The sequence below is a fragment of the Terriglobus sp. genome (genome assembly GCF_965201105.1).
Lineage (GTDB): Bacteria > Acidobacteriota > Terriglobia > Terriglobales > Acidobacteriaceae > Terriglobus.
Window position 1 is genome coordinate 3,672,717 of the sequence record NZ_OZ241741.1, and the last position, 25,565, is coordinate 3,698,281.

The 25,565-nt window shown below is 64.5% G+C and carries 20 protein-coding genes and 2 tRNA genes; 8 read left to right on the forward strand and 14 right to left on the reverse strand.

Going from position 1 to position 25,565, the window contains the following annotated elements; translation table 11 throughout:
* Positions 1-63: 63 nt before the first annotated feature.
* The 4 genes from ACOFKT_RS16155 to ACOFKT_RS16170 form a co-directional block, all read right to left on the reverse strand.
* Positions 64-140: transfer RNA gene (locus ACOFKT_RS16155), tRNA-Arg, on the reverse strand.
* Between the two features lie 177 nt (positions 141-317).
* Positions 318-905 (reverse strand): hypothetical protein, encoded by a 588-nt coding sequence (locus tag ACOFKT_RS16160; protein WP_419807184.1) that lies wholly within the window; start codon positions 903-905, stop codon positions 318-320.
* On the reverse strand, positions 905-2,068 hold the full coding sequence (locus ACOFKT_RS16165; RefSeq protein ID WP_419805012.1) for a YheT family hydrolase: 1,164 nt from the start codon (positions 2,066-2,068) through the stop codon (positions 905-907). The genes ACOFKT_RS16160 and ACOFKT_RS16165 overlap by 1 nt, the downstream gene beginning before the upstream one ends.
* 194 nt (positions 2,069-2,262) lie before the next feature.
* Entirely contained in the window at positions 2,263-3,000 is a 738-nt protein-coding gene (locus ACOFKT_RS16170; RefSeq protein ID WP_419805013.1) for a DUF72 domain-containing protein, read from the reverse strand.
* 356 nt (positions 3,001-3,356) lie between these two features.
* Here ACOFKT_RS16170 and ACOFKT_RS16175 point away from each other — a divergent pair, with 356 nt between their 5' ends.
* On the forward strand, positions 3,357-4,508 hold the full coding sequence (locus ACOFKT_RS16175; RefSeq protein ID WP_419805014.1) for an acyltransferase family protein: 1,152 nt from the start codon (positions 3,357-3,359) through the stop codon (positions 4,506-4,508).
* Between the two features lie 57 nt (positions 4,509-4,565).
* On the opposite strand, the gene ACOFKT_RS16180 is transcribed toward ACOFKT_RS16175, so the two are convergent.
* Positions 4,566-4,641: transfer RNA gene (locus ACOFKT_RS16180), tRNA-His, on the reverse strand.
* A gap of 140 nt (positions 4,642-4,781) precedes the next feature.
* On the opposite strand from ACOFKT_RS16180, the gene ACOFKT_RS16185 reads away from it, so the two are divergent.
* Positions 4,782-5,444 carry a DUF4112 domain-containing protein gene (locus ACOFKT_RS16185; RefSeq protein WP_419805015.1) on the forward strand — a complete coding sequence of 221 codons (663 nt, stop codon included), beginning with the start codon at positions 4,782-4,784 and terminating at the stop codon, positions 5,442-5,444.
* A 206-nt stretch (positions 5,445-5,650) separates the two neighbouring features.
* Positions 5,651-6,817 (forward strand): zinc-dependent alcohol dehydrogenase, encoded by a 1,167-nt coding sequence (locus ACOFKT_RS16190; protein WP_419805016.1) that lies wholly within the window; start codon positions 5,651-5,653, stop codon positions 6,815-6,817.
* Between the two features lie 476 nt (positions 6,818-7,293).
* Here ACOFKT_RS16190 and ACOFKT_RS16195 read toward each other — a convergent pair whose 3' ends face one another.
* Genes ACOFKT_RS16195 through ACOFKT_RS16205 form a run of 3 tightly spaced genes read right to left on the reverse strand, consistent with a single transcriptional unit; the run spans position 7,294 to position 11,377 of the window.
* Positions 7,294-9,546 carry a xanthine dehydrogenase family protein molybdopterin-binding subunit gene (locus ACOFKT_RS16195; protein ID WP_419805017.1) on the reverse strand — a complete coding sequence of 751 codons (2,253 nt, stop codon included), beginning with the start codon at positions 9,544-9,546 and terminating at the stop codon, positions 7,294-7,296.
* Positions 9,543-10,562, reverse strand: coding sequence for an FAD binding domain-containing protein (locus ACOFKT_RS16200; protein WP_419805018.1), 1,020 nt, complete (start codon positions 10,560-10,562; stop codon positions 9,543-9,545). The genes ACOFKT_RS16195 and ACOFKT_RS16200 overlap by 4 nt, the downstream gene beginning before the upstream one ends.
* Entirely contained in the window at positions 10,559-11,377 is an 819-nt protein-coding gene (locus ACOFKT_RS16205) for a (2Fe-2S)-binding protein (RefSeq protein WP_419805019.1), read from the reverse strand. The genes ACOFKT_RS16200 and ACOFKT_RS16205 overlap by 4 nt, the downstream gene beginning before the upstream one ends.
* Before the next feature lie 240 nt (positions 11,378-11,617).
* Between ACOFKT_RS16205 and ACOFKT_RS16210 the strand changes: the two genes are divergently transcribed.
* Complete coding sequence (locus ACOFKT_RS16210; RefSeq protein WP_419805020.1) at positions 11,618-12,694, forward strand: XdhC family protein; 1,077 nt, start codon at positions 11,618-11,620, stop codon at positions 12,692-12,694.
* Between the two features lie 301 nt (positions 12,695-12,995).
* Positions 12,996-14,882, forward strand: coding sequence for a S8 family serine peptidase (locus tag ACOFKT_RS16215; RefSeq protein ID WP_419805021.1), 1,887 nt, complete (start codon positions 12,996-12,998; stop codon positions 14,880-14,882).
* 276 nt (positions 14,883-15,158) lie between these two features.
* On the opposite strand, the gene galE is transcribed toward ACOFKT_RS16215, so the two are convergent.
* Genes galE through galK form a run of 3 tightly spaced genes read right to left on the reverse strand, consistent with a single transcriptional unit; the run spans position 15,159 to position 18,402 of the window.
* Positions 15,159-16,136 (reverse strand): UDP-glucose 4-epimerase GalE, encoded by a 978-nt coding sequence (gene galE, locus ACOFKT_RS16220; RefSeq protein ID WP_419805022.1) that lies wholly within the window; start codon positions 16,134-16,136, stop codon positions 15,159-15,161.
* The gene (locus ACOFKT_RS16225; RefSeq protein ID WP_419805023.1) at positions 16,133-17,188 is read right to left on the reverse strand and encodes a UDP-glucose--hexose-1-phosphate uridylyltransferase; all 1,056 of its coding nucleotides are present in this window, start codon (positions 17,186-17,188) and stop codon (positions 16,133-16,135) included. The genes galE and ACOFKT_RS16225 overlap by 4 nt, the downstream gene beginning before the upstream one ends.
* Positions 17,185-18,402: a galactokinase gene (gene galK, locus ACOFKT_RS16230; RefSeq protein WP_419805024.1), complete on the reverse strand. Its 1,218-nt coding sequence runs from the start codon at positions 18,400-18,402 to the stop codon at positions 17,185-17,187. The genes ACOFKT_RS16225 and galK overlap by 4 nt, the downstream gene beginning before the upstream one ends.
* 189 nt (positions 18,403-18,591) lie before the next feature.
* On the opposite strand from galK, the gene araA reads away from it, so the two are divergent.
* Together araA and ACOFKT_RS16240 are read left to right on the forward strand one after the other, a co-directional pair.
* Positions 18,592-20,082, forward strand: a complete 1,491-nt coding sequence (araA, locus tag ACOFKT_RS16235; RefSeq protein ID WP_419805025.1) for an L-arabinose isomerase — start codon at positions 18,592-18,594, stop codon at positions 20,080-20,082.
* Between the two features lie 6 nt (positions 20,083-20,088).
* Positions 20,089-20,931, forward strand: a complete 843-nt coding sequence (locus ACOFKT_RS16240; RefSeq protein WP_419805026.1) for a class II aldolase/adducin family protein — start codon at positions 20,089-20,091, stop codon at positions 20,929-20,931.
* Positions 20,932-20,959: 28 nt separating this feature from the next.
* Here ACOFKT_RS16240 and ACOFKT_RS16245 read toward each other — a convergent pair whose 3' ends face one another.
* A complete protein-coding gene (locus ACOFKT_RS16245; RefSeq protein ID WP_419805027.1) occupies positions 20,960-22,540 on the reverse strand; it encodes a ribulokinase in 1,581 nt (526 codons plus the stop codon).
* Positions 22,541-22,669: 129 nt separating this feature from the next.
* Here ACOFKT_RS16245 and ACOFKT_RS16250 point away from each other — a divergent pair, with 129 nt between their 5' ends.
* Positions 22,670-23,260, forward strand: coding sequence for a D-sedoheptulose 7-phosphate isomerase (locus ACOFKT_RS16250; protein WP_419805028.1), 591 nt, complete (start codon positions 22,670-22,672; stop codon positions 23,258-23,260).
* 49 nt (positions 23,261-23,309) lie between these two features.
* Here ACOFKT_RS16250 and mnmE read toward each other — a convergent pair whose 3' ends face one another.
* Positions 23,310-24,701, reverse strand: a complete 1,392-nt coding sequence (gene mnmE, locus ACOFKT_RS16255; RefSeq protein ID WP_419805029.1) for a tRNA uridine-5-carboxymethylaminomethyl(34) synthesis GTPase MnmE — start codon at positions 24,699-24,701, stop codon at positions 23,310-23,312.
* Between the two features lie 122 nt (positions 24,702-24,823).
* Positions 24,824-25,378: a protein jag gene (locus ACOFKT_RS16260; RefSeq protein WP_419805030.1), complete on the reverse strand. Its 555-nt coding sequence runs from the start codon at positions 25,376-25,378 to the stop codon at positions 24,824-24,826.
* Positions 25,379-25,565 lie beyond the last annotated feature (187 nt).

Consider the following 25,565-nt stretch of genomic DNA (forward strand, 5'->3'; position numbering starts at 1 on the left):
CACTCGCATCACACCGCCCCGCTCTGGCGAACACTGAAGCTGCTGGTGAACACTGCGACAAGCTGGTGAACCGGGCAGGACTCGAACCTGCGACCCTCTGCTTAGAAGGCAGATGCTCTATCCGGCTGAGCTACCGGTCCCCGTGCATCCAGCCTACATCGTTTCCCGCTCTATGCTCACACTCACAGCAGCCGCACAGGTCATTGTCGAAACCCACAAGTTATTGTCGACCGCGGCAGACCGGTTTATCTTCCTGCGCGACAGATTCGGTACTTGCACCGAAACCTCGCATTGCTAACTTCATCGGCAGAACAACGCTACAACGTCAGCAACTCACTCCCGCGAAACAGCGCCGTCACCTCCCGGAGCGCCGCGGACCAACGTTGCTTTGCCTCCGCCTCATCCACGCCGACACCTTTCACATACAGCGACAAACAATACCCCTCCGCCACCGAGCCATCCAGCTCCACCACCGCGGGCCGCACCACCGCCTCCGCCTTCGCCAGCGATCCCGGCAGCTCCTCGACCATGCGGTCCAGGCGGTGCAGTACCTGCTCGGTGCGGTGCCGCGACGCGAAGATGCCGCGATCGCGCCACAGCAAATCCAGGTAGCAGGCCATGCCCGCCTCAGCCTGGTCCTGCTCCAGCATCAGATCGTCGCGCGTCCCCGCCAGCTCTTCCTCCTCCATCGCCCACACATCGCACTTGGCTGTAAACACCGGCGAACGCCCGCTGTTCAACGCCCGTAAGGCAGCCAGCAGCGCCGGGTGCTCGTCGGCCTCGCTAATCTCGTCCAGCGCAAAGTCGTCCTCGCGCAGGTCGACCCAGCGAACGTCCCCATCCGGTGCCTGCCACGGCACCACCAGCACGGGGTCATCCGCCGCGGTCGCGGTGGACCACTCCATCAGCACGCCGCAACCTCCGGCGCCGGCTCACGCGCAGCAGGCTCCACTGGCTGCGGCGAACGCTCATCCGCTGCAACGGCCCTGGTCCGCGCCAGCACGAAATCCTTCAGCGCCCGCTCCGCCCAATAGCCGTCGTAACCGGGCCCAGGCTCTTCCAAAAACGCGCAGTGCCCACCGTGCGCCGGCTCCAGCAGGGTGACCTCCGCATGCGCCTCCAGCTGCGCCCGCGTCGCCGTCGTCAGCCGGATGAACGGGTCATCGCACGCGTGCAGCACCAGCGTAGGCACGGCAATCTCCCGCAGCACGCGCGAGGCGCCGGCGCGCTGGTAGTAATCATCCGCACTCCTGAAACCACAGTGCGGCGCCATCACCCACTCGTCGAAATCGCGAATGGAACGCACACGCGCCAGTGGCTCCGGCGCAAACACAGCAGGGAACAGCCGCGTCTTTCGCAGATACCGCGCGCGCAGGTTGCGCAGAAACCGCCGCTCATACACGCGGTTTTGCCAGCCATGCAGCGCGTCCGCCGATTCGCGGAGATCCATCGGCGGCGACACCGCGACCACGCCCATCAGCTCCGGTGGTGCATCCGCGCCGAGCTCGCCCGCCGCCTTCAAGACTAGGTTGCCGCCCATGCTGTAGCCCGCCAGCACCACGTACCTGCACCCGCGCCCAATCGCCCACCGCAGCACCGCGATCACGTCCGTCGACAGCCCCGAGTGGTACAGCGACGGCGAAAGCGCATCCGTCGCGCCGCAGTTGCGCATGTTCATCCGCAACACATTGCACCCCGCGGCCCACAACTTGTTCGCGTTGCCCACAATGTATTGCGAGTGCGACGACCCTTCCAGCCCATGCACCAGGATCACCGTCGGAGCAGCAAAGCCCTGCCTCAGCGGGCCCGCGCTCTCCTTGCTCCGCCCCACAGCCTTCGTGCCATCCGCCGGTTGCCAGTGGCAGTGCACCAGCACACGGCTCGGCATCACGCGGTCCAGCGCCACCGCTTCCGGCAGCGACTCCATCTCAGGCGGCAGCGGCACCGGCACCAGCTCACTGGTGGGCGCAGGCAAGCGGTCCACCCGCGGCAGAAAGTTGCCCACGATGGTCTGCAGGTGGCCGTTGCGCAGCCATCGCCGCGGCTTGAATGGAGCAGGTTGAATCAAGCGATCTCCCTATTCTCCCATCCCGCTTTCGCTGTTCGACAATCATCGCTTCGCTTTAAAAGTGTCATTTCGACCGGAGCACGCGCGCTTTTTGCGCGTGCGCAGTGGAGAAACCTGCATTTGCAAACGCGAGTGCGAAGCGCGAGCCCGAACGTTTCCTCATTCCAACCCCAAATTCGCTCGCGACCACAAACTTATCGCGCACCCGCCCGCAGCATCGCCTCTGCCGCCAGCGGCCCCGTCGGCTCATCCTCATGCTTGTAATACACATACACATCGCGTCCTTTGGCCGCGAGCGCCTGAAACCGCGCCGCGTGCGCCGTCGCCTCCGCCTCGGAGTACCCGCCCGGCATCCGCAGTCGGAAACTGGTAAATCCCCTCGCCGTGTGTACCTCCGGCGTCTCCACACTTTCACTCGAAGCCACACACAACGCCGCACCATGCCTTCGCAGCAACGCAAAGCACTCCGGCGTAAACCAGCCCTCATGCCGGAACTCAAAGCTCACGCGCCCCGCGCGCCGCATCTCCTCCAGCGACAGAAATGCGTCGAGCCGCTCCAGGTCGGGCTTGAAGTTTGGTGGCAGTTGAAACAGCAGCAAGCCCAGCTTCTTCGCCGCCCGCGCCGGCTCCACCGCATCCAGAAACTCCGCAACCGCCGGTCCGCAACCGCGTAGCCGCTTGCGGTGCGTAATCGCCTCCGGAGCCTTGAACGAAAACCGGAACCCTTTCGGCGTCGCCTGAAGCCACCCTTCCATCTGCGCGGGCTCCGGCAGCTTGCGAAACGTATAGTTCACCTCGACCGAGTTCAGCCGCTCCCCATAGTGCTCCAGAAACCGCCGCGCCGGCACCTCCTTCGGATAGAACCCCGGCTTCCACGTCGGGTACGCCCACCCGCTGGTTCCGGCAAAAACACGGCCGCTGCGCACCGCCATCACATTCCCTCCAACTTCTGCGTAAGCGCGAGAGCGAAACGTCACTCAAACGTCCGTTTGAACAAGCTCTACGTCGGCCGCAGGCAGCTGAACCTTACTCCTTTCAGCACCGTAAGCGAATCTTACGAACGGATTGTTCGCCGACGATACCGGCGGTCGACCAATCTTATGAAGGTGCCGTTAAGTTGTACTGGTTTCCTGCGGTGTCGTGCAGATGGGCTGTAAATGTTCCGCAGGCGGCCTTTAGCCGTTTGAGCCTCGCTCACGCTTGAATGCTCGCCCCTGCATCAGATGCTGTGATCGGCTCAGGCGCTTACGACGACGAGGGTCGGGAGTTATCCTTCGGGAAGTGCATCATGGCGAACATCGATCAGACGCAATGGAAGCTAGGGCAGCTGGACGCCCTGAGAGGAATCGCCATTTTAGGTGTCCTCGGAGTGCACACGCTCGCCGCGGCTCCGTTCGTGGTTCATCCGGGACCATTCGTCTTCGCGCTACTCCTCTCGGGGCAACGCGGGGTACAACTCTTCTATATCGTGAGCGCCTTCACCTTGGCGCTCAGTGAAGATCGAAGAAAAACTGAGCAGCATACCCGTGTCAGCTTTTTTATACGGCGATTCTTTCGTATCGCTCCGATGTTCTATGTTGCGGTCCTGCTGACGCATTGGCTCCGACCAAACATTCCGGGCACATGGAAAGACATGCTGATGGCGATGACGTTCGTCAACGGGTTCTCCCCCGACAATATCAATCACTCCGCCGTCGGGGGCTGGTCGGTTGCAGATGAAGCGATCTTCTACGCTATCCTCCCGCTGCTCTTCCGCCTAGTCGGATCGCTGCGGTCTGCTGCGATAGCATTTGTGCTTAGCGCGGTCACTTCGGTGGTCCTGATACACACGATCCTGGGCTCCGGACTTCACACTTTTACGACAAAGGCGATGTACTTCAAATTCTTTTCGATGGTGGCTGAACTACCGGTATTCCTCATGGGGCTGCTCGCGTATCAGGTCTGGAAGTCGATGCGCTCGCTGCCGCTGCAGGGGAGAAAAGAAGTATCCATCTGCCTTGTCCTGATCGCCGGTCTGCTGTACGCTCTGCTACTGCCGTTCGACTACGCCCGGCTGCTGCTGGAAAGCATGTCATTGATGGTTCTCGCATTGGGTGTCAGCTTGTACCCTTGGAAAGTATTGGTGAACCAGATCACCATCTTTCTCGGCAAGATCTCGTTCAGCCTTTACCTGCTGCACTCGCTGGCTTTCTTATCGATCGGTGAACTCCTGCATCGCAGGTATCCCAGCTTGGACGGCTTCGCATTCGCGGCGGCTATGTTTCTGGTCGGCGTTTCGGCAAGCGTGCCTTTGGCAGTTTTGACTTGGCACTTCGTCGAGAAGCCAGGAATCCAGTTTGGCAGCTTCCTTATCAGGAAACTCTCCAGGAAAGTGATCCCGGATTTGGCACCAGTACCGCAACTTACCGGTGTGCGAGACACGGCCGAAGCGCAGTTCTAAATTCCAGGCGCGAACGCGGAACATTCCAGACGCGGACGCAACATCTGGCGAAGGGATTGGGGCGGCTGGAGGGATTTGAACCCTCGACATCGGGTGCCACAGACCCGCGTTCTAACCCCTGAACTACAGCCGCCGTGCCAGCGTTGATTGTAACAGCCCAGCGGCCAGCTCTCGATCACGTGCCCCACCTTCGCCGCGCTCTTTGCGGCTAAGGTGGGTTCCGACCCCATTCGCACTTCCGGCCTCCAATGCTGGCGTAGCATCACACAAGCGATGCCGCCCACCTACAACGCGCGCACCGGCCGGGTCGAAACAGAGCCCGAGGTTATCCCGCCGCGCATCAACCGCGGCGCCAGCCTCTTCAGCGACGAGCGCCTCGACATGCTCTCGCACATCCTCGACGACTTCCTCGTCATCCCCGGCACCCGCATCCGCTTCGGCCTCGACGCCGTCATCGGCCTCATCCCCGGCATCGGCGACATCCTCGGTGGCATGGCTTCCTGGATCATCATTCTCGCCGCCTGGCTTCGCGGCGTCCCTCGGCTCACCCTCGCCCGCATGCTCGCCAACGTCGCCATCGAAGTCATCATCGGCGCCGTCCCCATCCTGGGCGACGCCTTCGACGTAGCCTGGAAGGCTAACCGCCGCAATTTCGCCCTCCTCCAGCGCTCCCTCGGCGAACGCGCCACCTACCCGCCCGCCGGAAGCTGGCCCAATGCAAGCACCGGCTCCGATTCCAGCAATGACCCGGCCAGCCGCGCCGCCCGCACCCCGCTGCGCCTGCCACCGAACCCCGAACAGCGCAAACGTCACGCCGTGAGCGACTGGCTCTTCCTCGGCGCACTCATGCTCGGCATGTTCCTGCTGCTCGCCATCCCACTCGCCCTGCTTGCCTGGATCGTCGGCCACTTCCTCGCCATGGGCATGCGCCACTAAACCCACCACGTCAACGGCCCACCACGTCGACGAGTACTCCCGCGCCCCACCACATTGTCATTTCGACCGGAGCGCTCACAGCACCATCGTGAGTGCGCAGTGGAGAAACCTGCATTTTGTCGGCACCCGCAAGGCACTCCAAAGCAGGCACATTGTCATTTCGACCGGAGCACCCACAGCTTCATCGTGGGTGCAAAGTGGACTTGGTGCTTGCACGGAAACCTGCATCTTGCTCTTCCCAGCCCACCAGCCATCGGGCAAACAACCTCACCCGCTCGTACACTCTGACCATGCGCGCCCTGCTCCTCTCCGCCTACGAAAAGCTCGACATCGTCGACCTCCCCACGCCCGCCATCGCGCCCGACGAGGTCCTGATCCGCGTCGCCGCCTGCGGCATCTGCGGCTCCGACGTGCACGGCTACGACGGCGGTAGTGGCCGCCGCATCCCGCCGGTCGTCATGGGCCACGAGGCTGCCGGCACCATCACCGCGGTAGGTGCCGATGTCCACGGCTACCAGCCCGGCGACCGCGTCACCTTCGACTCCACCGTCTACTGCGGCCGCTGCGAGTTCTGCCTTCGCGGCGAAGTCAACCTCTGCGACAACCGCGAAGTCCTCGGCGTGTCGTGCAGCGAGTATCGACGCAACGGCGCCTTCGCCGAATACGTCGCCGTCCCCGCCCGCATCCTCTACCGGCTGCCCGGCGGCTTTCCCATGCAGCAGGCCGCGCTGCTCGAGGCCGTCTCCGTCGCCCTGCACGGCGTGCGCGTCTCAGACCTGAAAGGCGGCGAACACGCCCTGGTCATCGGCGCCGGCATGATCGGCCTGCTCACCGCGCAGGCCGCCCGCGAGGCCGGCTGCGCCTCCGTCCTCATCGCCGACATCAACGAAGACCGCCTCGCCATGGCCCGCGAAGTCGGCATCCCCGACACCCTCGCCCTTACGGGCGACGCCCTCATCGCCGAAGTCCTTCGCCGCACCAACCAACGCGGCGTCGACGTGGTCCTCGAAGCCGTCGGCCGCGCCGAAACCGTCACCGCCGCGATCGAGTGCGTGCGCAAGGGCGGCACCGTCACCCTCATCGGCAACATCCAGCCCACCGTCCCCCTGCCGCTGCAGCGCGTCGTCACCCGCCAGATTCGCCTGCAGGGCTCCTGCGCCTCAGCCGGCGAGTATGACGAAGCCATTGCCAAACTCAGCAGCGGTGCCATCAAAGTGGAACCGCTCATCAGCGCCGTCTCCCCGCTCGAAGACGCAGCGGCATGGTTCAAGCGCCTGCACGCCCGGGAACCCGGCCTGGTCAAAGTCGTAGTGGCACCGCAGCCGGCAAACGCCGAAACCGCAGACCAGCCCCGGCCACTGCCCAGCCGGTAATCAAGCCCCTCAAAGCGCACACGCCCAGCCGGCATGGCTGGGCGACAACGACCTGGGAGTCGAATACGTGTGCGCGTGGCGCTCGCGTCTGTGCGCGTTGCAGTCCCAAACTATTGACGCCATCAGGCGACAACTGGATGTGACGCTTTTCGCAACATTTCGACCACGTTGCAATGCCTTTCATCGTTTCAATTGAGCTGCGGAAACACGCATTTCCACCCAGAGCGAAGCAACGCGCCGATGAGTCAGGTTTTAAGGCTCTGTCTGATAAATCACATACGATTAAAATTCGTCATTTCGACCGGAGCAGGACAGCTTTACCGTCCTGCGGAGCGGAGAAACCTGCATTTCTGCGAGCGCCCGCAGAACATGTGTCAAAAGGGTCAACTGCTCTGCGATCAGCGCAGGCAGGGCCTCGACGTGCGAAAAAGGGCTCCATCACAATGGAGCCCTTCATACCTCCCGATCCACCCGGATCAGCCCAGCAGCAGCTTGTCCGGCGAAATCGGATACTCACGCACGCGCTTGCCCGTCGCGTTGTAAATGGCATTGGCAACCGCTGCAGCCGCGCCCGTTACGCCGATCTCGCCGATACCGCGCGCTCCCGTCGGTGCGAACTTCGTGTCCGGAATGCCGACCACACTCACATCCATCACGCCTACATCAGCGTTCACCGGAACGTGGTACTCCGCCAGGTTGGCGTTGACGACGCGCCCAGTCACCGGATCGATCACACCGTGCTCTTCCGTCGCAAAGCCAATGCCCCACGTGAGACCGCCCATCAGCTGGTTCAGTCCGGTCTTCTGGTTCAGCAGAACGCCAATGTCGTAGACCGCCACAATACGCCGCGTCTTGGTCATGCCGGTGTAGCGGTGCACGGCGACCTCCGCGAAGACCGCGCCCCAGGAATGCGTCGTCATCGCATCGTGCGACTCGCCCGGCTCCGCCTGCCCCTGCGCCTCGACCGGCTGATTGTTGTTGCGGGCAATCAGGTCGGTCAGCGCATCGGTCTTGCCCGGCTGCGACTTCGAAATCAGCTTGCCATCCTTCACGTCGCAATCGGCAGCCTGCAGACCGTGCATGGGCGAGCGTGCATCATTGATGGCCAGGTCCACCAGCTTCAGCTTCAGTTGCGTGTTCGCGTCCTGAATGGCAGGCAGCACCGACGCAGCCGACTGCGATCCGCCCGAGACCGGCGCCTTCGGCAGCGTCGAATCGCCGAGCTGGACCTCGACGTTCCTCGGATCAAGCCCAAGCCCCGCCGCTGCCTGCTGCGCCATGATGGTGTACGTGCCGGTTCCAAGGTCCTGCGTGCCCGAACCTACAAACATCTTGCCGCCGGGCAGCAGACGCACAACTGCCTGTGCCGCGCTGCGGTTCGCCGGGTACGTGGCCGTCGCCATGCCGTGACCGATCAGCCACTCGCCCTCGCTGCGGCCGCCCGGCGTAGTGTTGCGGCTGGACCATCCAAATTTCTGCGCGCCCTGCGCATAGCACTCACGCAAATGTTTGCTCGACCACGGCCGATGCTCATTGCTCGGATCGGTCTCGGCATAGTTCTTCAGCCGGAACTCGACCGGGTCCATCTTCAGCTTTTCGGCCATCTCATCCATAGCGATCTCCAGGACGGCCGTGCCCGACGACTCGCCCGGCGCGCGCATAAACGTGCTCACGCCCAGATTCGCTTCCACCACCTTCGCCGTCACCGAGTTCGTTTCGCTCTGGTACAGGCTCCGGGTCACGTCCTCCGTGTGCTCGACAAAATCCTCCAGCACGGATGCATTCATCACGTTGTCGTGCTGCATCCCGAGCAGGGTGCCGTCCTGCGTGGCAGCCAGGCGAATGTGGTTGATCGTGGACGGCCGCGACCCGACAAGCCCAAACATCTGCTCACGCTCAAGTACCAGCTTCACCGGCCGGTTGGTCAGCTTCGAAGCCATGGCACAGAGCGGCACATGCGACCACATGGACCCCTTGGATCCGAAACCGCCGCCCACCACCGGGTCCATCACGTGAACGTAATCGATCGGCACGCTCAGCGTCCGCGCCAGCGACATCTTCACACCGGAGATATATTGCGTCGCGTCGTAGACCGTAACCTTGTCGCCCTGCCACCACGCGATCGTGGCGTGGGGCTCCATCGGGTTGTGGTACTGAATCGGCGTCACGTAGGTGTTGTCGAGAGTAACCGCGGCCTTTGCGAATGCCGCGTTGATGTCGCCGCGGTGGTTCGTCGCCGGATCCTTGCCCGGGTTCTTGGGCCAACGCGCCTCGCCCAGGCGCTTTTCCCACTGCAGCTTTGCCGGCTGCACGGCATAGGTCGTCTTGACCATGGCCGCGGCCGCTTTCGCCTCCACCAGCGTCTTCGCAATCACAACCGCGATAGGCTGCCCGTTGTACGCTACGTCGGTGTTTTGCATCAGCGTCAGGCTGCGGCGCGCAGGCGGCTTGGGCGGTCCCTGGTTCAGCTTCGGCGCGTTGAACGGCGTAATGATGGCCAGCACACCCGGCGCCTTGCTTGCCGCGGTAATGTCCATGCTCTTCACGCTGCCGCTGGCGATCGTCGCCTGCACAATGTACGCGTAGGCCAGGTCGGCCTTGGCAAACGGCCCGTCGAACTCGGCGGCATACTTGGCCTTGCCGGTAACTTTGTCGATGCCCTCGTAACGGTAGTCCAGCTGCGGGCTGGGCTTGGGGGCTTCCTGCTGATCCTGTGCGAAGTCGATCATGCGGCCTCCGATGTGCCTTTGCTGGCGGTGACAAGAGCGCGGACAATCGTCTGTTTGGCGAGCTCGATTTTGAACTGGTTGTGCTGATAGCCGTGCGCGCCGCGCAGCAGCGTCTCCGCCACCTTCGCGAACACCTCAGGGTCGGCGGGCTTGCCGGCCAGCATGGCCTCGGCCTCGGGCACGCGCCAGGGCTTGTGCGCCACGCCGCCCATCGCAATACCGGCCGAGCGAATGTTTGCCCCATCCATCTCAAGTCCCGCCGCCACGGAAACCAGGGCGAACGCGTAGCTGTTGCGGTCGCGCGCCTTCAAGTAAAACGCGTTGTTGGCGAACTTCGCCTTGGGCAGCGTCACGGCGGTAATCAGCTCGCCGGCACGCAGCGTTGTGTCGCGCTGCGGCTCATTGCCCGGCAAACGGTGGAACTCGGCAATCGGAATCGTGCGCTTGCCGTGTGCGCCTTCCACTTCCACGCTGGCCTGCAGCGCGGCCATCGCGACCGACATGTCCGACGGGTTCGTTGCGATGCAGGTTTCTTTGCTGGCCGGCCCCTTGTCCGTCTGCCCCAGGATCGCGTGAATGCGGTTATACCCCTCAATCGCGGCACATCCGGAACCGGGCTTGCGCTTGTTACACGCCTGGAAACCCACATCCGTGAAGTAGTAGCAACGCGTGCGCTGCAACAGGTTGCCGCCCGTGGTCGCCATGTTGCGCAGTTGAGGCGACGCGCCGCTCAACAGCGCCTGCGAAAGCAGCGGGTAGTTGGACCGGATCAGCGGATGATTCGCCAGATCGCTGTTGCGCACCAGCGCGCCAATACTCACGCCGCCATCCGGCGTTTCCTTGATCTCGGCGAGCTGCAGGTGGTTAATGTCCACCAGCGCCGACGGGTGTTCGACCTCGTACTTCATCAGGTCGACCAGGTTGGTTCCGCCGGCCAGGAACGCGGCATTGCCGCCCTTGACGCCGTCAAGCGCCTGCGCATTTGAGGTGGCGCGGCTATACGTGAAGCTGTTCATGCTTGCGCTCCTCGCGACGCCGCGCGTACCGCGGCGACAATGTTGGGGTACGCGCCGCAACGGCAAATGTTGCCGCTCATACGCTCGCGAATCTCGTCGTCGGTCAACTCGGGCTTGTCATGCTTCCCGGTGTGCCAGCTCACAATGGAAATCTCGCCCTTGCTCTGCTCGGTAAGCGTCGCCGTCGCCGAAATAATCTGGCCCGGCGTGCAGTACCCGCACTGGTACCCATCATGCAGCAGAAAAGCCGCCTGCACGGGGCTCAGGTCCTCGGGCGTCTTCGGATCGGCATTCTTGGCCAGACCCTCAATGGTGGTGATCTCGGCGCCTTCCGCGGCAACCGCCAGCGTCAGGCAACTATTCACCCGCCGCCCGTCCACCAGCACCGTGCAGGCGCCGCACTGGCCGTGATCGCAACCCTTCTTGGTACCGGTCAGGTCCAGCGTCTCGCGCAACGCGTCCAGCAGCGACGTGCGCGTATCCAGCGTCACGTTTTTGGATTGCCCGTTGATCTTCAGCGTCAGCGGCTTGCTGTTCACCGCGCCCGGCGTTTCCGCCATCGACGGCGTCTCAAACGCCAGCGATGCCGCAAGCGCGGACGAGGCCTGCAGAAACCGGCGGCGGCTCAGTTCTGAGAGCAGGCCATGCCGCTGCAACTGCTCGGATTCCTCGACGTCCTCCGCCGCTGAAACTCCGCTCATCGCACTGCAACTCTCGGCCACGCCGGACGCAGCCTGGTCCATCGTGCCGATTGACGCGGCAATCTCTTCTTCGACGCCGTCGTCGAAACACGCCCTCTTATTCACTGGGCTCATGCTGTCCCCTCATACCATCAGTCGTTTGCTGACGTTGATCTGTAACGTGCTGCTTCGGATCGTCAGAATGGCGATGCAACGCAGGAATCACACTGCACCGTCAGGATGAAGCTGTACTGTAAGAGACGCTGTTTTCGCGTGCGGCGATGGCTTGCAGACTTGTTCGCAAAATTGCACGATTCAAACCGTTTGGCTCTTCAAACGCTCCGCAACATCAGATACGGGAAGGAGTCTTCGCAAGTGTGGCGTGAACGGCGCAAAATTGTCGAAATATGGCGTGGCGGCCGGGCCGCCGCGCTGGCCACCCTGGTCGCCGTCGAAGGTTCCAGCTACCGCAGGCCGGGCGCGCGTCTGTTGGTGGCGAAAGATGGCGGCTATGCCGGTTCCATTTCAGGCGGCTGCCTGGAAGCCGAAGTCGTGCGCAAAGCGCGCTGGCTGGTGCGCGACGGCGCCGCGGTGCAGCACTACTCCACCGCGATGGACGACGCATCCGAGATTCCCTACGGCTTGGGTTGCGGCGGCAGCGTCGAAGTTCTGCTGGAGCCGGCGGGAACGCCCGAGTTCCAAATCCTGATGGACGCGCTGGCCAGATCGCTCGAGGGCGAGACTTCGGAGATCGACACAACGTTGCCCGCAGAGGGCCGCGCCCTTTCGCGTGTCGTCCGCACCATTGCAACCGGCATCACATCCGGAACCGTCGCATCGGACACCGACTCAGATCAAGCCGAACCAGAAATCTACTCCGAACGCATCGAACCGCCGCAACGCGTGCTTGTCTTCGGTGCCGGCGACGACGCGCACCCCTTGGCAAACATGGCTGACCTGCTGGGCTGGCGCGTGATTGTGGTGGACGGCCGCGCAAACATGGCCCGGCCGGAGCGCTTCCCCGCAGCCGAACGCGTCGTGGTCGCCGACCCCGACGCGCCCCTCGGCTTCCCCATCCTGCCGAACGACTTTGCCGTGGTCATGACCCACAGCTACGAACAGGACCGCGCCTGGCTGCACCGGCTTTTGCCCGCAAGGCTGCAGTACCTGGGTCTGCTGGGCGCGCGCCACCGCAGCGCCCTTCTGGCCGGTGAAATCGCGGCCCTACTGGCGTGGCCGCTGCAAGAGGTCTGCGACCGCTTGCGCGCCCCGGTCGGTCTCGACCTGGGCGGCGATGGCGCGGAGGCCATCGCACTCGCCATCATCGCGGAAATGCAGGCCTGCGCCGCACACCGCCCCATCCTCTCGCGTCGCATGACCCCCGCCATCGTCGCCGAACAGATCGCGCAGGGCAGTGACACTCGCCGCTACGAAACGCAGTGCGCCCTGTAGCGTTCCTGCAGCCAGACCTGTAAGCACCCCGTTGCAAACCCCTAGCGAGCCCTGAATCATCCGCTGTCCGTGCGAACCGAACGGTCCCGGCTAGGCGGCCTCCCGCAGCACGCTTCCTTATGTCGCTTGCGGGCGACATTCATGGCACGCACTGCGGTCAATTTACGCACAACATGGTAAGGCCTGATCAAGACACGCTTCACCGCGCGCGTTTGTTCCGGAATCGTTAGCCGCCCATACCATCGGGCGGCGCGCTCGCGCTTTCTGCATGGCCTCAACACGCACGACCGAGGAAAACCGTATGCACGCAACAACCTTCATCTCTGTACTGTTTCTGGCGACACTGCCCCTGGCCTCGCAGACCGCGGACGCGCGTCCGCACATCGCCAAAGAGGCAGACCTGCCGCGCTTCAGCTATCCCGTCAACGGCACCACGGAAGAGTTGCTGACCGAGCCGGCGCCGCAGTTCCTCGCGTTTGCTGGAAAAGTCCGCGCCGACCTGGACCGCATCGAGGCGGCAAACCAGATCGACGACCATGCCACGCAGCGCAGGATTCTGGAAACGCGGCTGAATGTGGACCTGATCGAGGGCGGCCATGACCGCGAGGCGCTCCTTCTGATCCCGCAAATCCGCGCGCTGGAAGACAAGCCGGCGGAAAAGCTGACGGGCCAGCTTCCGCTGGAGGTGTTTCTGCAGGCGCGGCTGGCAGACGGCGGTGCGGTCCAAGACAACGCGTGCCCAAGGGCAGAGCCGTCGATGTATGCGGAGCGCCTGCACGCGCTGCCATGGCAAACAGTCTCGCCCGCGGTCAAAGAGTCGCGGATGCGCTTCCAGGTGGTATCGCAGGGCTTTCTGGTCGGCATGACGGATTCCCTGGTCGGCCCTACGCTGCAGCAGCAGCACGCATTGCCCTTGCGCGATGCGCAGACGGTCATCGGCATGCGGGCCCTGCTGATGACGATGGTGCCCTGCAAAGCTGTTGCGTTGTCGGCGCTGGATGCATACGTCGCCGAGCATCGCGTGGCGAAGCCGGACATCTTTGCAGCCCGCGAGGCGGTCCTGCCCGATGCGAAGCAGCTGACGCCAGTGCGCGTGGCCATCTGGGATTCGGGCATCGACCTCCAGCTGTTTCCCGGCCGGCTGTATACCAACCCCGCGCCACGGGCTGACGAAGATCCGCACGGCATCGCGTTCGACGTGCATGACGACCGCACCCACGGCAGCCTGATTCCCCTCACGCCAGAGCAGCAGCGCGACTACCCCAACCTGGTCAAGACGATGGAGGGCCTGGGCGATCTGCAGAACGGCATTGACAGCCCGGCGGCGGACACCCTGAAGGCGCAGATGGCGAGCATGCCAGCGGCACAGGGCCGAACCTTCTTCGACACGCTGGACGTGATCAGCGCCTACGCGCATGGAACGCACGTGACGGGCATCGCGGCGCGAAACAACCCCGTCATTCAACTGGCCTACTCGCGCATGACCTATGACAGCGGCAACCCCCACCTGGCACCGTCGGAGGAGCACTCGCGCAAGTCGGCGGAAAGCTTTACCGAAAGCGTTGCCTGGTTCAAGGCGCACGGCATCCGCGTGGTGAACATGAGCTGGTGGGATCGGCCGTCGAACTTTGAGCACGACCTGGCGTCCAACGGCATCGGCAAGGATGCGGCGGAGCGGAAGGCGATGGCCCGGCACCTGTTCGGCATCGAGCGCGATGCGTTGTTTGCCGCGATTGGGAGCGCGCCGGAGGTCCTGTTTGTGACCATCGCGGGCAACAACGACGCGGACAACGCCTTTGAGGAATGCATCCCGTCTTCGTTCGTGCTGCCCAACCTGATCGTGACGGGCGCGGTGGACCAGGCAGGCGACGAAACCAGCTTTACCAGCTACGGCAACAACGTGGCGGTCGACGCGAACGGGTTCGCCGTGCCCAGCGTGGTGCCGGGTGGATCGGTGGTGCGGGATACGGGTACGTCCATGGCCGCGCCGCAGGTCACGAATCTGGCGGCGAAGCTGCTGGCGATCGACCCATTGCTGACACCGCCACAGGTCATCGCCCTGATCCGCCAGGGAGCCACGGCAAGCGCGGACGGACGTCGGCACCTGATCGATCCCGCGCGCTCGCTGCAATTACTGCAGCAGCAGAAGGGAACCACTGCCACCGCACGCAGCACCGCCGCGCACTAAACCGCGCGCACGCTGTATCGAGGTATTGAGTACGCTGGATCGACCTGTCAGGCGGACTGCACTAAAGATTGTCATTTCGACCGGAGCACCTCACAGCTTTACCGTGAGGTGCGCAGTGGACCCATCAAAGAGATTGTCATTTCGACCGGAGCACCTCACAGCTTTACCGTGAGGTGCGCAGTGGAGAAACCCGCATTTTGCTGGCACCGCTGCGCACCGCTGGAACAACCAAGATCCACAAAACTGCCCAGCCCGCCGCACTCGTGCCCTACCACCCTACCCGCGCGTGGCGTACCGCTGCTGGTGCCACTGCCACGCGGACTCCAGAATCCGGTCGATCTCCGGCGTCTTCGGCACCCATCCCAGGATCCGGTGGGCTTCCTCCGCGCTGGCGACCAGGCGGGCCGGGTCGCCTGCCCGGCGCGGCTTGACCTCGGCCGGAATGGCGGTGCCGGTCACCTTGCGCGCCGCCTCGATCACCTCTTTCACGCTGAAGCCCTGCCCATTGCCGAGATTGCAAACAATCCGGTCCTGCCGCTTCAGCGCGTCCAGCGCCAGAATGTGTGCGTCCGCCAAATCGGCCACGTGAATGTAATCGCGGATGCAGGTGCCGTCGGGCGTGTCATAGTCATCGCCGTAGATCAAAATCTTCTCGCGGCGGCCCAGCGCGACGTCCAGAATCAGCGGGATGATGTGGGTCTCCGGCTCGTGCGCCTCACCGCGATGAGGCAAGGCCCCCGCGACATTGAAGTAGCGCAGGCTGGCATAGCGCAGCCCGTGCAGTTGGTTGAACCAGCGCAGCATGTACTCGACCAGCAGCTTCGATTCACCATAGGGATTCGTCGGCTGCAGGCGCGCCGTCTCCGGAATCGGCACCGCTTCCGGCTCACCGTAGACAGCGGCCGTCGAGCTGAACACCAGGTTGTTGGTGCCAGTCGCATGCATCGCCTCCAGCAAGGCAAGCGTCGCGGCCGTGTTGTTGCGGAAGTACACCTCCGGCACACGCATGGAATCGCCCGCTTCGATCAGCGCGGCAAAGTGCAGCACGCCATCGAACTTCTGCTCGCGCAGCAGCGCCTCCAAGCGGGGGCGGTCGGCAATGTCCGCATCCACGAACTCCACGCCGGCCGGCACCTCGTTGCGCTTCGCGTGAATCAGGCTGTCCACCACGACCACCGTGTGGCCCGCCTGCAGCAGCAGCGTTGCGACGGTGCCCCCGATATAGCCGGCACCGCCGGTCACAAGCACGTTCATGCGTTTCCTTCCTTGTCTGCCAGGCCGATCGCGTGGCGTACTGTTTCGGCCGCGCTTTCGGGCGTAATGTCGCGCTGCGGCGAGCCCAGCAGCTCAAAACCCACCATAAATTTCCTCACCGTCGCGGACCGAAGCAGCGGCGGATAAAAATGCGCGTGCAGCTGCCAGCCCGGGTGGTCCTCGCCATCGCACGGCGCCCCGTGAAAGCCCATGGAGTACGGGAACGGCGTATCGAAGATGCGGTTATACCCCGCGCACACCGTCTTCAACATCGCAGCCAGCCCATAGCGGCCCGCCTGGTCAAGCGCCCGAATCGAAGCCGCCGGATTCCGCGGCACCACCAGCAGCTCAAACGGCCACACCGCCCAGAACGGAACCAGCGCGACCCAACTCTCATTCTGCGCAACAATGCGCTCGCCCAGCTTCAACTCGGCATCCAGCACATCCAGCAGCAGAACACGCCCGTTCGCGCTGAAATACTCGGCCTGCGCCGCGGCCTCCGCCAGCGGGTCGTTGGGAATGTGCTCCGTCGCCCAGATCTGCCCGTGCGGGTGCGGGTTGCTGGCCCCCATCATCGCGCCGCGGTTCTCAAAAATCTGCACGTAACGAATGTCCTCGCGGGCGGCAAGATCGGCCTCCTGCTCGGCCCACACGTCCACCACGTGCCGGATCGAAGCGACGGGCATTGTCGCCAGCGTCAGGTCGTGCCGCGGGTCAAAACAGAGCACGCGGCAAATGCCCTTCTCGCTCTGCGCGCGCAGCAGGCCGCCAGGGTCCAGCGACTCGTCAAACGGCTCGCCATCTTCGCGCAGCGCGGCAAAGTCGTTGTCGAACACAAAGGTGCTGCTGTACTGCGGCGTCACGTGGCCGCCCGCGCGCGTATTGCCCGGGCACAGGTAGCAGCTGGGATCGTACTTCAGCGCGGCGGGTGTGGCCGGCGTCTCCGTCTGGCCCTGCCACGGGCGCTGCGTGCGATGCGGCGAAACCACCACCCACTCGCGGCGAAGCGGGTTCCAGCGGCGGTGCGAGTTCGATTGCAAAGGTCCGTTCATAACTGGTCCGCCCTTCCCGCGGCAACATCGGTGCCGGCCGTCACGTCGCTCCCGGCCGTCGCGGCACGCTCCACCGCGCCAGCCGCAGCCTCGCACACAAACGTCTGCGCGGTAATGCCATACCGCTCCTGGTAAGCCTGCCGGATCGCCGCGGTGAAGCGGTCCGCCTCCCCGGCCAGCAGCAGGTTCACGGTGCACCCGCCAAAGCCGCCACCGGTCAGCCGCGCACCGAAGCACCCCGCCTGCTGCACGGCGGTGTCCACCAGAAAATCGACCTCTTCCACGCTGCACTCGAAGTCGTCACGCTCGCTTGCGTGCGCGGCCGTCATCAGCTCGCCAAGCCTTTTCGCATCGCCCGCCGTCATCGCTTCCGCAGCCTCGCGAACACGCCCATTCTCCGTGATCACGTGGCGGCATCGCTTCAGGCTCTCCGCGGACATCGCACCCGCGCAGGCCAGCAACTGCTCCACTGTGGCTTCGCCCAGGTCGCGCACACCGAACCGCTCGCGCAACACTTGCTGGCCCGCCTCCAGCTCGCGCCGCCGCTGCGCGTACTCGCTGCCCGCGGTCACGGTGTGGCGAACCATGCTGTTGACCACAACCACCACGCAACCGGCAAGCTCGCCGGTGTTCATCGGCAGCAATTGGTAGGTCAGGTCGCGCGTGTTCAGCAGCAGCGCATGCCCGGCCGTCGCCGCGGTAATCGCGAACTGGTCCATAATGCCGCACGGCGAATGCACATACACGTTCTCGGCACGCTGGCACAGCAGTGCAATCTCCGGAATGGGCAGGTGCTTGCCCGTGTGCTGCAGCAGCGCCATCGCCGTCGCCACCTCAATCGAGGCCGACGAGCTAAGTCCCGACCCAAGCGGCACATTGCCGTCCACCGTCAGGTAGAACGGCTCAGGCCTGACCCCGAGCGCCTGCAACTCACGCAGCACGCCCACCGAATAATCGCTCCAGTTGCCCGCCGCCGGGCTCTGGTCGCTGGGCGGCATCACACGGCTTTCCTGAAACTGCGCGGAGTGAAACGTGTACATGCCATCCGCCGCATGCGCGATCTCGACGTTCGTCTGGAACGGGATCGCCATGGGCAGCACCAGGCCCCCCGTGTAATCCGTGTGCTCGCCGATCAGGTTGACGCGCCCGGGCGCGGAGGCCGTCAGAGCGGCAGGGTGCGCCCCAAAGCGCTGTGCGGGTTGTTCCGGTTCCATCACGCCTTCTAGCTTCTCAGAAGATTGGCCTTCGCGGCGTGAACTTGCGACAGTCGTCTTTCTTCGCAGGGCCGGACATCTTCTATCGTGGAGAGTAGCGCGGCGCCGATGAAGCCAACCACGCCTTGCGGCCCCGGCCACTTGGTTAGCCGTGGGCAGCCGCCCCGCACAGAAAGAAGAGGCATCGACGTGAGCACAGCACACAAGGAACTCTGGTTTTGTACCGGCAGCCAGCACCTGTACGGCCCCGGCCCGCTTGGCCAGGTCGCTGAAAATTCGCAGAAAATCGCGGCCTCGCTCGATGGCGAGCAGGGAATCTCCGCGACCGTCGTCTTCAAGCCCGTGCTGACCACCGCCGACGAAATCCTGAAGCTGTGCCGCGAGGCCAACAACGCCGACAACTGCATCGGCCTCGTGCTCTGGATGCACACCTTCTCGCCGGCCAAAATGTGGATCGCCGGCCTGACCGCCCTGCGCAAGCCCTTTCTTCACCTCCACACCCAGTTCAACCGCGACCTGCCCTACAGCACCATCGACATGGATTTCATGAACCTGAACCAGGCCGCGCACGGCGACCGCGAGTTCGGCTTCATCACCGCCCGCATGCGGCTCGCCCGCAAGGTTGTCGTCGGCCACTGGCAAGACCCCGAAACCGTCCACGAGATTGGCACCTGGACCCGCGCCGCCCTGGGCTGGGCCGAGTCGCAAACGCTCAAAGTAGCCCGTTTCGGCGACAACATGCGCAACGTCGCCGTCACCGAAGGCGACAAAGTCGAGGCGCAGCGCGTCTTCGGCTACACCGTCTCCGGCTACGGCATCGGCGACCTGACCGACCGCATGGCGCAGTTCAGCGATACCGACGTGCAGCAGCAGGTGCAGGAGTACCGCGACACCTACTCGCTCGCGAAGGAGCACGACCGCGCCGACTCACTCGCCGTCGCCGCCCGCATCGAGCTCGGCCTGCGCGCCTTCCTGACCGAGGGCGGCTTCGGCGCCTTCACCGACACCTTTGAAGATTTGCACGGCATGGGCCAGCTGCCCGGCATCGCCACCCAGCGGCTCATGGCCGATGGCTTCGGCTTCGGCGGCGAGGGCGACTGGAAGACCGCCGCGCTTGTCCGCATCATGAAAGTCATGGCCGCGGGCCTGCCCGGCGGCACCAGCTTCATGGAGGACTACACCTACCACTTCGGCACCACCGCCGCCGACGCCCGCGTCCTTGGTTCGCACATGCTCGAAATCTGCCCCACCATCGCCGCCGGCAAGCCCACGGTGGAGGTCCACCCCCTCGGCATCGGCGGCAAGGCCGACCCCGTGCGCCTCGTCTTCACCTCGCCCGCAGGCGCGGCCGTCGTCGCCAGCATCGTCGACATGGGCAATCGTTTCCGCATGATCGTCAACGAAATCGACGTCGTTGTCCCCGACCAGCCCTTCCCCAAGCTGCCCGTCGCCCGCACCGTCTGGAACGCGAAGCCCTCGCTCAAGATCGCGGCCGCCGCATGGATATACGCCGGCGGCGCGCACCACACCGGCTTCAGCCAGGCGCTCACCATGGAACACATGGAGGACTTCGCCGAAATCGCCGGCATCGAACTCGTCCGCATCGACAGCGAAACCCGCCTCGAACAGTTGCGGCGCGAACTCCTCTGGAGCGATGCGGCCTACCGCATCGGAAAGTAGACGGCCATGCTGCTTGAGAAGCTCCGCGAAGACGTGCTCGAAGCCAACCTGGAACTGGTCCGCCGCGGCCTCGTGCTCTACACCTTCGGCAACGCCAGCGGCGTCGACCGCGAACAGGGGCTCGTCGTCATCAAGCCCTCCGGCGTCGACTACGACAAGCTCAAGCCCGAGCACATGGTCGTCACCGACCTCCACGGCACGGTCGTCGAAGGCAACCTGCGTCCCTCCTCCGACCTCGACACCCACACCTTGCTCTACCGCGAGTTCCCAACCATCGGCGCCGTCGTCCACACCCACTCCGAGTACGCCACCAGCTTCGCCCAGGCGGGCCTGCCCATCCCCGCCTACGGCACCACCCACGCCGACTACTTCTACGGCCCCGTCCCCGTCACAGCACCGCTCACCGACGAAGCCATCGGCGGCCGCTACGTCCACGAAACCGGCCTCGCCATCGTAGCCCGCCTCCGCGAAATCACCCGCCAAGGTGGCCACGAAGCCAATCCCCTCCGCCAAAATGGCCACGAAGCCAATCCCCTCCGCCAAAATGGCCACGGCATCGATCCCCTAGCCAAACTCGACCGCAGCGTTGACCCACTCGCCAAATCCGGCCCCGAAGTCGACCCCCTCGCCGTCCCCGCCTGCCTCGTCGCCGGCCACGCCCCCTTCGTCTGGGGCAAAAACCCCCACGACGCCGCCCACAACGCCGTCGTCCTCGAAGCCGTCGCCCGCATGGCCTTCCGCACCACCCTCCTCAAAGCCAACTGCTCCGAAGTCTCCCAGGCACTCCTCGACCGCCACTACTTCCGCAAACACGGCACCTCCGCAACCTACGGCCAAAAGGATACGTAGCGCAGCCCTGATACCTGAACCCTGAGCCCTACCCCTTGCGCACCTCACCCGCAACATCCCGCAGCTCCCGCAACACATGCGACAGGTCCTGCGCCGCACCCGTCTCATCCCCAAACGCGAAGTACACTTTGCGATACAAAGCGTAGAGCCGTTGATACACACCCACATTGACCGCATCCGGCGTGAACACCCGGTGCCCCGGACACATCACCTCCTGCGCCGCCTCCACCGTCGGAAAGATCCCCGCCGCCAGTTGCGCAAAGATCCCTGACCCAATGCTGGTCGGCGTCGAGTCCGGCACCAGCACCGGCTTGTTCAGCACGTCCGCATACACCTGGTTCAACGTCGCGTTCTGTTGCGGAATGCCGCCCGCATTGATCACCCGCTCGATCGGTACGCCGTACTCCGCCATGCGGTCCAGAATGATGCGCGTGTGAAACGCCGTACCCTCGATCGCCGCAAACAGCTCGTCCTGCGCCGTGTGCAACAGGTTCCATCCCAGCGTGATGCCGCCCAGCTCGCTCTTCACCAGCACCGTGCGGTCGCCGTTGTCCCACGACAGCCGCAGCAGCCCCGTCTGCCCCGGCTTGTACTGCTCCAGCCCCGCCGAAAGCTGCTTCACATCCGTCCCGGCCCGCCGCGCAATCGCCTCAAAAATATCGCCCACCGCGGACAGCCCAGCCTCCACACCCGTAAACGCCGGGTGCACGCTGCCCGGCACCACGCCGCACACGCCCGGCACCAGCTCCGCCCGTTCGCCCATCGCAATGATGCAGGTCGACGTTCCGACCACGTTCACCACATCGCCCTCGCGGCAGCCCGCCCCAATCGCATCCCAGTGCGCATCAAACGCGCCCACCGGAATCGGAATCCCCGCGCGCAACCCAAGCTGCTCGGCCCAGTGCTCGCTCAGCTTACCGGCAAGATGGTCCGACGTCAGCACCTCGCCCACCATCCTGTCGCGCACACCCTCCAGCAGCGGGTCCAGCGACGACAAAAATTCCTGCGACGGGTACCCGCCCCACTTCGGGTTCCACATCCACTTGTGGCCCATCGCGCACGCGCTGCGCTTCACCTTGCGCGGATCGGTAATGCCCGCCAGCGTCGCCGCGATCATGTCGCAGTGCTCCAGCGCCGTCGCAAATCGCTCGCGCTTCTCCGGGTTATTCCGCAGCCAGTGCAACAGCTTCGCCCATCCCCACTCGTGCGAATACACGCCGCCGCACCACAGGATCGCCTCCACACCCTGCGCGTGCGCCGCCGCCGTAATCTGCTGCGCCTCCTTTAGCGCCCGGTGGTCGCACCACAGGTAGTAGTCATCCAGCGGCTGCAGCCTGCCATCCACGAAGATCACGCTCGAACCCGTCGTGTCCAGCGCAATCGCCTCCACCGCGCTCCCATCCACACCCGTCTCGCGCAACACCTCGCGCGTTGCCGCCGCCAGCGCCAGGAGGTGCGCGCTGTGCGACTGCGTGGCAAAATCCGGGTCCTCGCGCCGCCGGTTCAGCGGATACGCCGCCGACGCCGTTCCCAGCCGCCCGCGCTCGCTATCCAAGAGCGTCACCCGCGTGCTCAGCGTTCCAAAATCCACACCTGCCACAATGCCCATACATTCCCACTTCCCGCTTGCAACCTGCCGCCGCACGGCTCCGCGGCCCTTCGCGACCGCCTTGCCGCTCTCGCATTATGCCGCTCTCGCATTATCCTGAAGGCAACAAGAGGTCCTCGGCAAATCGTCATGAATGAACTTGTACGCCAGCAGCTACGCATGGGCATCGCTACCCTGCAACGAACCCTCGCCGACGATGCCCTGGTCGACAGCGTCGCGCGCGCCGCCGAGGCAACCGCCGAGGCCATGCAGCGCGGCAACAAACTCATGATCGCCGGCAATGGCGGCTCCGCGGCCGACGCACAGCACCTATCCGCCGAGTTCGTCGCGCGGCTCACCGTCGACCGTCCCGCTCTCCGCTGCATCGCGCTCACCACCGACAGCTCCGCCATGACCGCCATCGGCAACGACTACGCCTTCGACCGCCTGTTTTCCCGCCAGATCGAGGCCATCGGCACGCGCGGCGACCTGTTCCTCGGCATCTCCACCTCCGGCAACTCGCCCAACATCCTCAAGGCCCTCGAACTCTCGCGAGACATGGGCATCACCACGGTCGGCTTTTCCGGCAATCGCGGCGGCAAGATGGCCGATCTATGCGACTACAACATCATCGTCCCATCCGAAACCACCATGCACATCCAGGAATCACACATCGCGCTCGAACACATCTTCTGCATGATCGTGGAACGCTGCTACTTCGGCCCAACCTTTGGCCAATAACTCCGCCCCACCGCCCGCCTGCACCCACCACGTCCACCCTCAGCCGCTCTTACTTCCCGATGCAAAACGTGCTGAAGATCTGGTTCAACACATCATCCGCCGTGGTCTGACCCGTCAACGCGTCCAGACCCTGCAACGCCTCATACAGGTCCAGCAGCAGCATCTCGTGCGGTGTGCCCGACAGCGCCGCCTGCGCGCCCCGCTCCAATCCCTCCAGCGCCCGTGCAATGCTGTCGCGCTGCCGCGTGTTGGTCAGCATCGCGTGCACTGCCCCCGCAGCTGTCCCCGACCCTGCTCCCGCTCCGCCCGCTCCCGCATATCGCAGAATGGCTCCGCGCAGCGCATCCATCCCTTCGCCCGTCACCGCGGACGTCCACAAAGCGCCTTCCGGAGCCCCCTCGCGTTCCTCAGAAGGAAGCAGGTCCGCCTTGTTCCACACGCGAACGACCGGCGTCCTCCCAGCCGCAACCCAGGCCGCCGCCATCTCCTGCTCCTCGTCTGCCGCGGTCGCGTCCAACACATGCAGCAGCAGGTCCGCATCCGCAATTGCCTCGTGCGACCGCTCCACGCCCAACCGCTCCACCACGTCCTCTGTTTCACGCAGGCCCGCCGTATCCAGCAGCTCCACCGGCACATCGCCAATCACGGCACGCTCGCTGACCACGTCACGCGTCGTCCCCGGGATCGGGGTCACAATCGCGCGATCACGCTCCAGCAGCTTGTTAAACAACGAGCTCTTGCCCGCGTTCGGCCTGCCCACAATCGCTAGGCGCAACCCTTCGCGCAACAGCCGCCCATGCGCAAAGCTCGCCAAGAGCCGCTCCAGCGCGGGCCGCAACGCCGCAATGCGCGCCGCGATCTCATCCGTCGGCATGGTCTGCAGGTCGTCCTCGGCAAAGTCAATGCCAGCCTCAAGCGCCGCGACCAGCATGACCAGCGCGTCCTTCGCCGGACGCACCTCGCGCTGCAGCGACCCACCCAGTTGCTCCGCCGCCAGCCGCGCCTGCGCCACCGTGCTGCTCTCGATCAGGTCGCGCACCGCCTCGGCCTGTGTCAGGTCCATTCGCCCATTCAGAAACGCGCGTTCGGTAAACTCTCCCGCGTGCGCCAGCCGTGCTCCTCGACGCAACGACAGTTGTACAACCGTTTGAACCACCACCGGCGCGCCGTGCACGCTGATCTCCACCACGTCCTCGCCCGTGTAGCTGTGCGGTGCCGCGAAGTACGTCAGCAGGGCGTCATCCAGCACCTCGCCGCCTTCATCCAGCACATGCCCGAAGCGGACCCGGTGCGTCTCCGGCTCGCGCTTCAACCGCACCAGCGCCCTCGCGATGCGCAACGAATCCGGCCCGCTCAACCGCACCACCGCAATGCCGCCGCGCCCCGGCGGCGTCGCCACCGCTACGATCGTCTCCTGCCCGTTCCTGCTCTGTCTCTCCATGCATCACGACGCTGTCATTTCGACCGGAGCAGGACAGCTTCATCGTCCTGCGCAGTGGACTCGGTGCTTGCACCGAAACCTGCATTTCGACCGCCCGTCGAGTGCAGCAGCACCCGAACCGCCTACCGCCGCCGAAACCGGTGCGCAATATCCCGCGCCCGCGTCGAATCATTCCCCCGGCTCGCCATGTCCTTCGGATACAGCACCACAAAGCGCCGCGGACCCTCGCCGCTCGACTCCGTCCGCAGGTCCTCATGCTCCTTCAGGATCAGGTGCAGCAAACGCCGCTCGCGGCTGCTCATCGGGTCAAAGCTGAACGGCCGCTCACGGTCCCTCACGTACCGAACACCACGCTCCGCCATGTCGCGCAGGTCGGCCGCGCGCTCCGCCTTGAAGCCCTCCGCGTCGAAGCTCACCCGGTCGTGCTCGTCCGGCTCCAACTGCAGCATCTTTGCCGCAATGTGCTCCAGCGCGCGCAGCATCTCGCCGTCGCGGTCCGTCAACAGGTACGCATCCGGCCCGCTGATGTCCACATAGATCAGCTGGTCTTCCAACTTGTCAGGATCGGCCGCGCCCGCGCCCGCAACAATCCTGTATTTCAGGCGCAAACCGCCAGGGTTGGTCAACAGCTTCAGCAGCTCGGCAACCTGTTTGGCAGCGCTTGCAAGGTCCTGCATATCCGATCGGTTCCTGCTCCCGCTTAGTTGGTGCGCGGGCTCCTCTAATTCTAGCGAAAGCGGCCAGGACAGTCCGCAGCCACGCCATCTCACCCATGGCCGTAGCAACCGCCGCTTGCTCCGCAAGGACCGCATACGACTCAGCCTCGCTGCCTTACCATCAAGGCGCGGGGAACAGTCCGCAGAT